General features: G+C 70.3%; 12 protein-coding genes. 6 read left to right on the top strand and 6 right to left on the bottom strand.

The window, feature by feature from the left end:
* The first annotated feature begins 39 nt into the window (after positions 1-39).
* Entirely contained in the window at positions 40-1,002 is a 963-nt protein-coding gene (locus tag QSV35_RS19455) for an EamA family transporter (RefSeq protein ID WP_286290647.1), read from the top strand.
* Here the strand turns inward: QSV35_RS19455 and trpS are convergent.
* The 4 genes from trpS to QSV35_RS19435 form a co-directional block, all read right to left on the bottom strand.
* Positions 996-2,030 (bottom strand): tryptophan--tRNA ligase, encoded by a 1,035-nt coding sequence (trpS, locus tag QSV35_RS19450; protein WP_286290646.1) that lies wholly within the window; start codon positions 2,028-2,030, stop codon positions 996-998. The genes QSV35_RS19455 and trpS overlap by 7 nt on opposite strands.
* A gap of 279 nt (positions 2,031-2,309) precedes the next feature.
* Positions 2,310-5,669: an ATP-binding protein gene (locus QSV35_RS19445; protein ID WP_286290645.1), complete on the bottom strand. Its 3,360-nt coding sequence runs from the start codon at positions 5,667-5,669 to the stop codon at positions 2,310-2,312.
* Positions 5,666-6,397, bottom strand: a complete 732-nt coding sequence (locus tag QSV35_RS19440; RefSeq protein WP_286290644.1) for a DUF4194 domain-containing protein — start codon at positions 6,395-6,397, stop codon at positions 5,666-5,668. The genes QSV35_RS19445 and QSV35_RS19440 overlap by 4 nt, the downstream gene beginning before the upstream one ends.
* On the bottom strand, positions 6,390-7,886 hold the full coding sequence (locus QSV35_RS19435; protein WP_286290643.1) for a DUF3375 domain-containing protein: 1,497 nt from the start codon (positions 7,884-7,886) through the stop codon (positions 6,390-6,392). Before QSV35_RS19435 ends, QSV35_RS19440 begins: the two co-directional genes overlap by 8 nt.
* Positions 7,887-7,968: 82 nt before the next feature.
* On the opposite strand from QSV35_RS19435, the gene QSV35_RS19430 reads away from it, so the two are divergent.
* The 5 genes from QSV35_RS19430 (at position 7,969) to QSV35_RS19410 (ending at position 10,445) form a co-directional block, all read left to right on the top strand.
* A complete protein-coding gene (locus QSV35_RS19430) occupies positions 7,969-8,826 on the top strand; it encodes a 3-hydroxyacyl-CoA dehydrogenase (protein ID WP_286290641.1) in 858 nt (285 codons plus the stop codon).
* Positions 8,827-8,883: 57 nt separating this feature from the next.
* Positions 8,884-9,372, top strand: coding sequence for an adenosine-specific kinase (locus tag QSV35_RS19425; RefSeq protein ID WP_286290638.1), 489 nt, complete (start codon positions 8,884-8,886; stop codon positions 9,370-9,372).
* Positions 9,373-9,455: 83 nt separating this feature from the next.
* The gene (locus QSV35_RS19420) at positions 9,456-9,782 is read left to right on the top strand and encodes a PadR family transcriptional regulator (protein ID WP_286290637.1); all 327 of its coding nucleotides are present in this window, start codon (positions 9,456-9,458) and stop codon (positions 9,780-9,782) included.
* Complete coding sequence (locus QSV35_RS19415) at positions 9,779-10,135, top strand: DUF1048 domain-containing protein (protein ID WP_286290635.1); 357 nt, start codon at positions 9,779-9,781, stop codon at positions 10,133-10,135. Before QSV35_RS19420 ends, QSV35_RS19415 begins: the two co-directional genes overlap by 4 nt.
* 1 nt (position 10,136) lies before the next feature.
* Complete coding sequence (locus QSV35_RS19410; RefSeq protein WP_286290634.1) at positions 10,137-10,445, top strand: DUF1048 domain-containing protein; 309 nt, start codon at positions 10,137-10,139, stop codon at positions 10,443-10,445.
* On the opposite strand, the gene zapE is transcribed toward QSV35_RS19410, so the two are convergent.
* Complete coding sequence (gene zapE / locus QSV35_RS19405) at positions 10,432-11,454, bottom strand: cell division protein ZapE (RefSeq protein WP_286290633.1); 1,023 nt, start codon at positions 11,452-11,454, stop codon at positions 10,432-10,434. The two genes, QSV35_RS19410 and zapE, sit on opposite strands and share 14 nt — an antisense overlap.
* A gap of 91 nt (positions 11,455-11,545) precedes the next feature.
* Positions 11,546-12,502, bottom strand: a complete 957-nt coding sequence (locus QSV35_RS19400; protein WP_286290632.1) for an SGNH/GDSL hydrolase family protein — start codon at positions 12,500-12,502, stop codon at positions 11,546-11,548.
* Between the last annotated feature and the right edge of the window lie 278 nt (positions 12,503-12,780).

Here is a 12,780-nt window from a genome sequence, read left to right as displayed (position 1 = left end):
GGGCGCCGGAAGGATGCGGCGGCCGGAACGGATGCAGATATGTCAGGGCACGAGCGCAGCTTTCCCGCGGCGGGATTCCTCCTCGCCGTCGGATCGGCGGCGAGCTTCGCCCTGTCCGGGACGTTCGCCAGTGCGCTGATGTCGGCCGGGTGGTCGGCCGGCGCGGCGGCGACGGCGCGCATCTCGCTGGCGGCGCTCGTGCTCGCGATCCCGACGGCCATCGTCATGCGCGGCCGCTGGGTGCTCGCGTGGCGGGCACGCGGGCCGCTGCTGCTCTTCGGGCTCCTCGCGGTCGCGGGATGTCAGCTCGCGTTCTTCATCGCGGTGGAGTTCATCCCGCCCAGCCTGGCGCTGCTGATCGAGTTCATGGGGCCGGTGCTGCTGGTGTTCTGGACGTGGGCGCGGACCCGCATCCGCCCGACGGGCCTCACGTTCCTCGGGGCAGGCATCGCCGTGCTCGGGCTCCTCGCCATCTCCGGCATCGGGTCCGGCCAGGAGCTCAACCCGATCGGCATCCTCTTCGCCCTCATCGCGGCGATCGGCAACGCGGCGTATTACGCGACCGGCGCCGACGGAGACCATGGCATCCCACCGCTCCCGTTCGTCGGCCTCGGCCTCGCGGTCGGCTCCGTGACCCTCATCGCCGTGAGCGCCGTGCACGTGCTTCCCTTCACGGTCACCGCGACGGCCGCGACGATCGCGGAGAAGGCCGTCTCGCCGCTCATGGTCGTCGCCGGCCTCGTGCTCATCTCGACGGTGCTGTCCTACGTGCTGGGCGTCGCCGCCGCCCGCCGACTGGGCGCGGTCATGTCGGCGTTCACCGGCTACTCGGAGGCGCTCTTCGGCATCTTCTGGCCGATCGTGCTCCTCGGATTCGTCCCGAGCGGCCTGCAGTGGCTCGGGGCCGCGCTCATCGTCGCCGGGGTCGTGGTGGTGAAGCTCGGCGAGCTCCGGAGGGTGAGACCTGCGCCTGCCATCGCTGCCGACCGGGTGAGTCAGTAGATCATCCCCATCGCGTCGCGCACCTCGCGCAGGGTCGCCTGTGCGATCTCCGCGGCTCGCGCGTTCCCCGTGCGGATGACGGATGCCGCATCGGCGGCCGTCAGCTCCGAACGCCGTTCCCGGTGCTCACGGAGGAATTCGTTGACGGCCTCCGTCGTCAACGCCTTCAGCGCACCGCTCCCCTGGTCCCCGAGCTCGGCGGCGACGTCGGCGGGTGAGCGATCGAGACACACGGCCGCCGTCGCCAAGAGTCCGCTGACACCCGGACGACCCTCGGGGTCATACGTGATGGTCCGCTCCGAATCGGTGCGCGCCCGTCTGATGGCGGCGGCGGTCTCGTCAGCGGTCATCCCGAGACCGATCGTGTTGCCGTAGCTCTTTGACATCTTGCGTCCGTCCAAGCCCGGCAGTTCCGGCGTCTCGGTGAGAAGCGCCTCGGGCTCCGGGAAGACCGGCCCGTAGCGTTCGTTGAAGCGACGGGCGATCGTGCGGGTGATCTCGACGTGCGGGAGATTGTCCTTGCCGACGGGGACGAGGTTCCCCCGGCAGAACAGGATGTCGGCCGCCTGGTGCACGGGATACGTGAGCAGCAGACCGCTCAGCGCGCGACCGGACGCGGCGGCCTCGGCCTTCACCGTCGGATTCCGGTGGAGTTCCGCCTCCGTCACGAGGCTGAGGAACGGGATGATCAGCTGATTCAGCGCCGGCACTGCGGAATGCGTGAAGATGGTCGTCCCGGCGGGATCGAGACCCGCCGCGAGATAGTCGAGGACGGCGTTGAAGACGTTGTCCGCGATATCGCCCACCGAATCTCGATCGGTGATCACCTGGTAATCGGCGACGATGACGAACGTCTCGACTCCGGCATCCTGCAGGCGCACCCGCTCGCTGATGGTGCCGACGTAGTGACCGAGGTGCAGGCGACCCGTCGGTCGCTCCCCGGTCAGGATGCGGTATCGCTCCGGATGATCGGCGATCTCGCTGCGCAGCGCAGGCATGCGCCGGGCGGTTGCGGTGAAGGAATCCATGTGTGCTCCAGTGGGTAGGGAGCTGCACGGATCTCAGGGGACCGCGGGTCGCGGGCTGCCGTGCAGCCCGCGCGGATGCGTCTCGGCTGCTAGTGCAGCCAGGTCCAGGTGGTGGAGGCGAAACGCATACGCTCCAGGATACGCCGTCCCGTTGATCGGACTGGTCGAATGGCTCGGCGACGGACCCGTGGTCCCTGAGCCTGTCGACGGGTCGTCGTCGGGCGGCGACGACCCTTCGACAGGCTCAGGGACCGGGCAGTCACCTGCTCAGCCGCGCGGTCACCCGGCGAGCTCCGGCAGGCCGACCTTCGGCTTCGCCCACGAGCGACCGCGCGTGTCCTTGAGGATGTCGTACTCGACATCCACGTGCGGCTCGATCGCGCTGTACTTGTCGTTCGGCGCGCCGATCACAAGCTGGAACCCGAGCCCCCGCCACGCGCCGATCGCGCGCTTCGTGAAGTGCGCGTCGGCCTTGATGAGCGCCTCGTCCATGAACACCGGCGCGTAGCGCGGGCGCTCGGCGCCGGCATCCCCCAGCTGGTACCGCAGCGCCGCGCCGACGATGAACGCGATGAGCTCCTGCGACTCGCCGCCGGACTTCTCTCCGATGTGGTCGTAGAGCGCCACGTGCTGCTTCGTGTCGGCGGTGATCCGCTCGGCGCTCACGCGCACATGGTTGCGCACGTCGACGAGGTCGCCGAAGTCGGGCGCCGTGCGTCGCATCCGCCCGATCAGCCTGCTCATGCGCCGATACACGTTCTCGCGCTCGTCATCCGTCTTGGCGGCGTCGATGAGCCCGCGCACTTCGCGCAGCTCCCGGCGGAAGCGCTTCCGCGCCTCGGACTGGTTCTCCCGCGTCGTGATCTGCAGGCGATGGTCGTCGTCGTAGAACGGGAGGTCCTGCATGATGACGTTGATCGGCTCGATGCGCTCGCGGATCTCGCGGAGAGACCGCGCGAGGGTCGAGTCGAGGTTCGTGAGGTCGTTGCCGGACAGCTTCAGCAGGCTGTCGCGCCACTCCGCTTCGAGCTCGTGGAGCCCGCTCGTCTCGAGCGCCTCGAGGATGCGCTCGAAGTCCCCGACGGACGTGTCGGGGTCGGGCAGCAGGTTCGGATTCGGCCACCGCTCGAGGAAGCCGCTCATGAGTCGCCGCATGGAGTCGCGATGCTCCTCGTGCGCGGCGGATGCCGCGGCCCGGTCCTCGTCAAGACGCTGCCCCGCCGTCGTCAGCGCCGCGTCGAAGCGCGTGAGGACCGCCGACGGGCTCGCCGCCGTCGCGCTGTCGCGCAGGGTGAATCGGGCGTCGAGGAACCCGCGCTGATCGTCGTCGAGGGCGCGGTCGGCGTCCTCGGCCGCGTCGAGGGTCGACTGGCTGGCGTCCACATCGTCCGTGACGGCCGCCCACTTGGCCTCGAGCTGCTCGCGCTCGACCTTCGCCCGCGCGATGTCCTCGCGGAGGGTGCCGACCTTCCCCTTGGCGGCGGCGAGCTGGCCCTGGATCCGTGCGATCTCCGGATTGCCCGCGGTGACCTCGTCCTCGATGGCCTTCCACCGGTCGCGCTCGGCGACGACGGCGTCGAGGTCGACCTGCTCCCATGCGAGGTCGACGATCCTCGTCCACGCCGTGAGACGCGAATCGACGGCATCCAGGGCGGCCTCAGCGTCCTCCGCCGCGTCGATCGCATCGACGAGCGCGGATCGTGCGCGGTCGATCTGCTTGGCGAGTTCGCGCAGGCGGCGGTCGTTGGAGAACCCGAGCACGTTGGCGCGCCCGTGGCCGCCATGCGCTCCGCGGCTCCCCTCGGAGGTCTGCCCGGTGATGGTGAGCGCCTTGCCGTGCGCCTGCAGCTGCGCCGACGAGTCCACACACACGAAACCGAACCGCTCGTCGAGGCGCTGCTGGAGCCAGCCGGTGAAGGGCGTGCTGCGGTAGTCGAGGCGCCCGGGGAGAGTGGAGTCATCCCGCGCACCGGCCTCGGGGAGCCCGGTGTGCACGCCCTCGTAGCGCAGTCGCACGGGGGTCCGCACGGTGTTGATCGCCTCGCGGAACCGCGCGAGGACGGCGGCGTCGATCAGAAGGGTCGTCGCGAAGCCGCCGAGGGCGAGGTTGAACGCCTCGCGCCACGGCTCGAACTCGGTGCGCACCTCGACGAGCTCGCCGACGAACGGAAGGTCGTCCGGCTCGAGACCGGCAGCACGTGCGAGCAGGGCGCGGGACTCGTGCAGCGCGCCCGGGATGTTGTCGCTCCCGGCCTCGGTGCGCGTGCGTTCCGCCTCGAGCTCGGCGATCTCGGCGTCGAGAGCCCGCCGCGATGACATCGCCTCGGCGAACGCCTGCCGCGCGGTGCGCTTGGCGTCCGGATCGGCGAGCTCCTCGCGCGCCCGGGCGGCGAGTGCTGTGAACCGATCGCGGTCGGCCGCCTCGACCCCGAGGATCCGGAGGTCTTCGTCGAGCACGCCGCGCTGCCGCTGCACGGCGCCGAGCCGTCGCTCCACCTCGCGCAGCTCGCGCTGAGCGGTGTCGAGCCGGTCGCCGCCCGAGTGTCGCAGCAGGTCGGCCAGGCCGTCCCGCTCCGCCTCCGCGGCATCCGCCAGCGCGCCCTTCTCACGCAGCTCCACGTCGATCGCGTGCGTGCGTTCGCCGAGCTCCGACTCCACATCGCGGAGCAGATCGAGCCGCCGGCCCGCACGCCACAGCGATGCGAGCGACTCGGCATCCGAGAAAGAGCCGATCTCGTCGACGATCCGCACCCGCTCGGCGGCGTCCGCGATCTTCCCGCGCAGCTCGCGGATGGGCTCGAGCGCCCCGACCTGCTGCCGGGCCGTGAGCATGCGCGTGCGCGTTCCTTCGAGCTCGTCGAAGTGCGCGACCACCGCATCGGCGGTCGTCATCGTCTCCGGCTCCTCGAGCACGAGCCGCTTGTAGAGGTCGTCGACCGTCGTGATCTGCTGGCCGGCCTGGATGCGGGCGAGGAGGCTCATCGCCTTCGCGCCCGAGCCCGCGGCCCCGATTCCGAGCACGGTGTGCAGGCGCGCCGAGAACTCGCGGTCGGTCGCCACCGGATCGAGCCCCGCGGCCTTCAGCGACGTGTCGGTGAAGCGATGCACGGCGGCCGATTCGAGGGAGCTGAGGTCGAAGGGGCCGTCCGCCGTCGCACGGACGCGTACGGCGTCCTCCAGCACGCGTGCACCCGCCGGGACGTACCACGCGCGCACGGCGGTGAAGCGGGCCCCGTCGTGATCCAGCCACGTCATGGAGACGGCGGTCCATGTGTCGACGCCGTCGCCGCGGAGCACGCGCATCTTGGTGCCCTCATCGGTGCGGGACTCGTCGAGCTTGCCGCGCGCGTACGAGAGGATGTTGCGCTGCTCCTCCCCGCGCGGGCGCCCCGTCACTCCCCCGTTGGAAGCGCCGTTGAAGGGTGTCGTGTGCGGCATCATGAGCGCGATGTAGGCATCCATGAGCGTCGACTTGCCCGAGCCGGACCCGCCGCACAGGAGTGTCGCCGCCGGAGAGAAACGCACGCGGTGCGCGCCGTCGTACCCGCCCCAGTTCACGAGCTGGAGGTCTTCTGCCAGCCACTGCTGGCCGCGCGATCCTGCCGGGATGAGCCCGAACAGCGTCTCGATCATCGTCACTGGGCAAGCTCCTCAGCAGGCTGGTCGTCGGACAGGTCGTCCGCATCCAGGTCCGGGTCGTCGTCGTCGAGATCGAAGGCCTCGCCGCGCTCGGGCCGCGCATCACCGTTGGCGACGCGGGTGCGCAGCCAGTCGCGCAGCTCCCGGAGCTTCTCCGCGCTGAGCACGATCTCCACGAGCGGACCGATCCGATAGCGACCGACCGACTCCTCCTCGACGATGCCGTCCTTCGTGAGTCGGAGCATCGCGGTGCGGATCGCCTTCTGGCGGCGCGCGATGTCCCCGTCAGCATCGGCGAAGTAGCTGAGCACCGTCTGCTCGACGTCTTCGATGTCGACACGCGCCGACGACTCGCCTGCGGCGGTCTCGCGCTGATAGACGGTGCGCAGGTGCACGAGGACGAGGGTCTCCGAGCGCGAGTACGCCGAGTCGCGCAGGAGGATCGGGATCTCCAGCTCGTCCGACCGCACCTGCGCCTTGTAGGCGACACCGCGCTCGTGGTCGATCACAAGCCGGAGGAACAGGTCGTTCAGCCGGGACTCGATGAGCTGCTGGTTGTCGAGCAGCACCGTCCACGCGTCCCGGTGACGGTCGGCGAGAAGGAATCGCCGCTGCAGCACGAGCACGAGCACGCGCCGGACGGCGGATTCGAGCACGCCGCGGTCGCCGGCGAACAGCTCGTCGGGATCCTCCTCCATCGCGACCGGCTCGATGAAAGGCTCACTCATCATCCGTCTCCTTCACGGTGGATGCGACTGCGGGTCCGGCCGCGCGCGCGGTCACGGCGCCGAAGGCGAACCGCCGCGTCGTGCCGTCGGGGCGGATCGCCTCGACGACCGACACCTCGTCGGTCTCGACCATCCCCGTGCGGTGGGCGATCTCGAGGAGGCCCACGAGGTCGACGGGACGGCGCGTGTCGTCCGCGGCCTCCTGAAAGGCGGCGGCCAGATCGAACTCGGCGCCGAGGCTTGCGACGTACTCCTCGAGCTCCGCATAGCGCGGCCCGCCCCACGCGCGGGTGTCGGCGTCCAGGAACTCGGCGTCGTCGGCGTCGGCGAGCGGGGCAGGAGCACCGGGCGGACGGATGTCGCCGACCGACTGCCGAAGATGGCCGATCGCCGCCGCAGGCAGACTCCGCACCGGGTCGACCGGGGCGTCCGGCGACGACCCGTGCGTCCACGCCTGGAGCCCGGACATGACATCGCGCAGCAGTTCGTCGACTTGGCGGTCGCGCACCGGATCGTGCGTGCGCACCTGCGCGGTGATGACCCGCGATGCGCGGCGCTGCGCGGTCAGCACCTCTTCGACGCCCAGTTCGACGCGGCGGCCGATGGCGTCCAGTTCGCTGCGCTGCGCCGCATCCATCGCCTTGGCGAACGGATGCGCGAGCACGCTGTGCAGCTGGTCGGCCAGGTCGTCGATCCTGTCGGGATCGCCGATGAGTCGCAGCGCGCCCTCGAAGGCGCGGCCTTCGGGCGTCACCTGCATGACGTGCTGGCCGCGTTCGAGGTATTCGCGCAGGACCTCTCCGGTCGGGCGCACATCGCGGCGCAGATCGGCCACGACGTCGCGCTGCATCGCCTTGATCGACTCGGCGACGCGCGCGAAGTCGGCGGGGAGCTCGCGCGCCAGGTGCAGGACGTTCTCCGCCTCCTCGAGGAGCTGCTCGTCGTCGACCGGGTCCGCGCGTCCGCTGCGCTGGATGCGGGCGATCTCCTCGTCGAGCGCGGCGCGCTCCCGGACGAGCCGGTCGAGCCGCCGTGCGGGATCCGTCTCCGCGTCGTCGGCCAGCCGCTCGACTGCTTCGAGCAGCGTCCGCACGCGCGAGTTCGACACACGGGTGCGCCCGCCCCCGGTGCGGCCGGTGATCTCGAGCGCCCCGACCGCATGCGCGGTGAGCCGATAGACCTCGACGTCGTCGTCGATCTGGGGCACGAGCCATCCGGCCTTCACCCAGCGCCGGCAGATCTCGCGGGCCGAGCCGGCCGGAAGCGCGCGCTCGTCCTCGTCGTAACCCGCGGCCCGCAGCTGATCGAGGATCTCGGCGACCTCCGCGTGCGCATCCGAGACAGCGACCGCGGGGCGATCCACCGTGAACACGATCGACAGGACGGCCACGACGAACGGAGCATGATACCCGTGCAGCAGATCGAGCGTCGGAGTGCGGAACGCGGCAAGGGACCGGTGGTAGGCCGCCTCGGCACGGGAGTTCGTCATCCCCTCCAGCGTATCGGGCGCCTCCGTCGCGGATCGCCGGGCCTCTCGCCGCGTGCCACCCGATCCGGGCAGACTGGCGGACATGACCGACATCAAGAACGTGACCGTGCTCGGCACCGGCGTGCTGGGATCGCAGATCGCCTACCAGGTGGCCTTCAGCGGGTTCGCGGTGACCGCGTACGACATCAGCGACGAGATCCTCGAGAAGGCGACCGAGCGCTTCGCGGGGCTCGCGGCGACGTACAAGAAGGACGGCGTCGCGGGCGCTGCGGACGGCGGAGCGGATGCGGCGCTCGGCCGAATCCGGTACTCGTCGGATCTCGCGGACGCGGTGAGAGATGCCGACCTCGTGATCGAGGCGATCCCGGAGGTGCTCGCCCTCAAGCAGGAGACGTACGAGAAGCTCGGCGCGGTCGCGCCTGCCAAGACGATCTTCGCGACGAACTCGTCGACGCTGCTGCCGAGCGCGATGAAGGACTTCACAGGCCGGCCGGCGAAGTTCCTCGCGCTGCACTTCGCGAACCGCATCTGGATCTCCAACACCGCGGAGGTGATGGGCACACCCGACACCGACCCCGCCGTGTTCGACGAGGTCGTCGCGTTCGCCGGCGAGATCGGGATGGTGGCCATCCCGATCCACAAGGAGAAAGCGGGCTACGTGCTGAACTCGCTGCTCGTGCCGTTCCTCGGCGCCGCGCTCGAGCTGGCCGCGGACGGCTACGCCGAGCCCGCCGACATCGACCGCGTGTGGAAGATCGGCGCGGGAGCGCCGCTCGGACCCTTCCAGTACTACGACATCATCGGCCTCACGACGCCGTACAACATCATGTCCCACGGCGACGCGACCGCACGGCGTCACGCCGCCTGGCTCAAGGAGAACTACATCGACAAGGGCAAGCTCGGCATCGCCAGCGGAGAGGGCTTCTACACGTACGGATGACGCCGTAGCCGCCGCGGGGCCGGAGAACTAGGCTGACGGCGTCTAAGGAGGTTCGCCATGGCTGTCGACATCGAAGTCGTGCCGCTGGACAAGCCGGACGACGTCAACGTGATCGTCGGCCAGTCGCACTTCATCAAGACCGTCGAAGACCTGCACGAGGCCCTGGCCGGGGTCGGCGGCGTGCTGCGGTTCGGCGTCGCGTTCTGCGAGGCATCCGGTGCCCGCCTCGTGCGGCACACCGGAAACGACGACGACCTCGTCGAGCTCGCCGTGAACGCCTCCGTCGCGATCGCGGCGGGCCACGTGTTCGTGATCATGCTGCGCGACGGATTCCCGGTCAACGTCCTCAATCAGGTGAAGGCCGTGCCGGAGGTGTGCACGGTCTACTGTGCGACGGCCAACCCCGTCCAGATCCTCGTGGCGGTCACCGAGGGCGGCCGCGGAGTGACGGGCGTCATCGACGGCGAGCCGCCGGTCGGCGTCGAGACCGAGCGCGACATCGCGGACCGCAGAGAGCTGCTGCGCGCCATCGGCTACAAGCTCTGACATCCCCGTCCGCACTACTGCGTGGTACTGAATAGTGGTACCTTGTATCACGTAGTACCGCGAACGCCGGATCCGAGGATGCCATGGACGACCTGACCGAGATGCTGAAGGGCACCCTCGAGGGCTGCGTGCTGGAGATCATCGGGGCCGAAGAGACGTACGGATACGCGATCACGCGGCGACTCAACGATCTCGGCTTCACCGACGTCGTCGACGGCACCGTCTACACGATCCTGCTCCGGCTGGAGCGAAACGGTCTGGTCCAGGTCGCGAAGCGGCCCTCGGAGGTCGGACCGCCGCGCAAGTTCTACACGCTCAACGAGGAGGGGCGCGCACAGCTCGCGACCTTCTGGGCCAAATGGGACTACGTCTCGTCGCGGATCGACACGCTGAAGGAAGGTGGGACATGAATCTCTGGGACACCGTCACCGGCAACGACATGACGCGGGAGTTCACCGCATTCGAGGCGAGGGCCGAGGCTCTGCCGCCCGATCATCGCGCGGCGTGGGATCAGATCAAGAACGGGATGTGGACCTATGGCAGCTTCACCGGCCGCAACCTCATGCCGATCCTCGACAACGCCCTGGGCCTCCTCGAGGAGACGGCGGCGGAGGGCCTGAGTGCGCAGGACGTGGTCGGCGACGACATCCCGGGCTTCTGTGCCGCGCTCGCCGGCGGCGAAGGGGCTCGCACGTATCGCGACCGGTGGCGCGCGCAGCTGAACCGGACCGTCGCGAAGAAGCTCAAAGAGTTGGGAGCCTGACATGGGTATCCAGGACATCATCGAGGGCAAGAAGCAGTGGCGGGCGCACATGGCGCGGGTCAAGGCGCTGCCGCCGGACTACCGGATCGTCTACGGCGAGATGCAGAAGTACCTCTTCAAGGTCGGCCCGGTCGACCTTCCCGACGGCACGCTGCTCCCGGGCATCGTCGACTTCTTCGAGGAGGGCGCGGCATCCGGCAAGGGCGTGATCGAGCTCATCGGACCGGATGTCGCCGCCTTCGCGGACAGCCTCATCGACGGCACCCCCACCTACGCCGACGAGTACCAGGAGTCGCTCAAGAAGAAGTGAGGGCGCGCGCCCGCACGCGCTCGAGCGCCGAGAGGCGGCTGAGGGTGCGCGGCGCATCGCGCGGCGGATCCACCGCGTCGAGCATGCGCTCGGGGATGGCCGCCGCGCACACGCGCAGGCGGACGTCCCGGTCGTAGAGGACGTCGACGAGGTTCGCGAACCGCGCGAGCGGGTCGCGGCCGACCGTCGCGAGGTCGGGCACGTCCTCGAGGACGACCGTCTCGAACCACTCGGCCAGCCAGAGGTACTGGGCCGTTCCGAGCGCGCGCCCGCAGAGGTCGTGGAAGTCGAAGGATGCTGCACCTTCGTGCACGTGGCGCGCGCGGATGCGGAAGCCGCCCGCATCCAGGTCGATCCTGGCGCCGTCCGCCGCGGACGACTCGCCGATGCACCACGTGCCCGTGGCGAAGCCGCGGCCCGCCGCATCCCCGGCCCGCCTTGCGCGATAGTCGACCCCGGCGCCGATGTGCACGACGTCGAGCCGGGTGGTGACGAGCTCGATCGTCGTCTCGAAGCGGGAGTGCAGCAGAGGGTTCGGCATGAGGCCGCTCGGCTCGTAGTTCGACGTCGCGATGAGGAGCACGCCGTGCGCGATGAGGGTCTCGAGCGTGGCGGCGAGGTAGACGCCGTCCGCCACGTCATGCACGTGGAATTCGTCGAACAGGATCGCCCGCGCGTCGCCCACGAGCCGGCGCAGGGAGGCGTCGAGCGGCTCCCGCTCGAGGATGATCTGACGCTGCAGATCGCGGAAGAAGTCGTGGAAGTGGAACCGGCGCTTGTGCGGGGACGGGATCGCCGCGAAATACCGGTCGGCGAGCATGGTCTTCCCCCGCCCGGCCGCGCCCCAGAGATAGTAGCCGTGGGCCGCGGGTCGGCTCAGTGCTTCGACGGCGGCGAGCTGGGCGGCGTCGAGCGAGACGGCCGGGCCCGCAGCGCGGAGTCGGGCCCCCGCCCCGACGGCGAGTGGATGCGGCTCGACTGCGGTCGGGCGTCTGGTCCGGAGCCTCATGGCCTCAACTCTGCCCGTTCTCGCGAGCTCCTGCTGAGCGCGCTGCGCGGCGAGCCCGGCGGTGCACCGGGCGGGCCGGACCGGGCACGCCTCATCCCGCGATCGTCGTGCCCGCCATGCTCTCGTACGCCGTAAGCCGCGCGCCGACGCGCCGCGATGCGCGGAACGCCCACCAGGCGAGCGGATGGCGACTGCCCCTCCGGTAGATCCGGTGCGGGATGCGCTCGTCCCCTGGGATCGGGAAGCCGGCGGCGACGCGCACGCTCGGGAGGATCACCTCCGCGGCCGCGAGGTATCCGACGCTCGACGGATGCAGGTGATCGTGGGCGGAGAACATGTCGTCCGGGTCGAGGTGGAAGAGGGGTCCCAGCGTGTCCGCGAGCGACACGGTGCGTCCTCCCGCGCGGAGGACGACGATGACCTGACCGGTGGCGAGGACGCGGCTGTACCAGTGCGCGAAGAAGCGCAGCGGCTGCGAGAACGGATGCACCGTCCCGAGATCCGGACACGTCGCGACGACGACCTGCGCACCGCCGCGGCGCAGCTGCCGCACCGTCTCCGACAGCGGCCACAGGGCGTCGGTGAGGCGCTTCAGATGCATCACATCGTTGGCGCCGATCATGATGACGACGACATCGGGCGTCGCCAGGGCGCGCAGGTGCGCCAGCTGGGTGATGAGCGCGGTGGACTCCGCGCCCACCGCCGCGACGTTCGTGAGGACGACCGGGCGACCGGATGCCTCGGCGAGCCCCTCCGCGATCACGACGCCGGGCGCTCCGTCGGGCGACTCGGCCCCGTAGCCGACGGCGAGCGAGTCCCCCATCATCCCGAGCGCGACCGCCGGCCCCGCCTGGTCCCCCCCGAACGTGCCGCTGCGCGGCAGGACGGAGTCGAGACGGGTGGCGCCGAGGCGCTCGCGGACCAGCATCCCTTCCGCGATGGCCATGCCGACCGTGGCGACGACCAGTCCCGCGGCCGCGCCGATGCCGATTGCGGTCCAGCTGAGGAGACGCAGACCGATCCGAAAGACCCTGCCGCGTTCGCACATCTCGACGCCCCGTCCTCAGGATATTCCCGCCCGCAGTGCCGGGGTCGGGGACGAGGAGGGCGAGCGTCAGGCGAACGTGGCCCGCTGCGCGACGGTTGAGGCCGTCGGGAGTGGGTTGCTGGGGACAACCGCGCTTCCCGGCGGCGAAGCGGTCTCGACCGGGTGAGGGCAGCGCTTCCCGAATGCGCTGTGACCAGCTCGACTCGTGTGCCGCAACCGCCCACAACCAGCATGGACCCCGCCAGGACCCGGAGGCGCGGATCGGGACACTTCACGGA

Source organism: Microbacterium candidum (assembly GCF_030315975.1).
In the GTDB taxonomy this organism is placed as follows: Bacteria; Actinomycetota; Actinomycetes; order Actinomycetales; family Microbacteriaceae; genus Microbacterium; species Microbacterium candidum.
The sequence above is the reverse complement of the archived record's forward strand: the minus strand, read 5'-3'. Positions and strand labels throughout refer to the sequence as shown.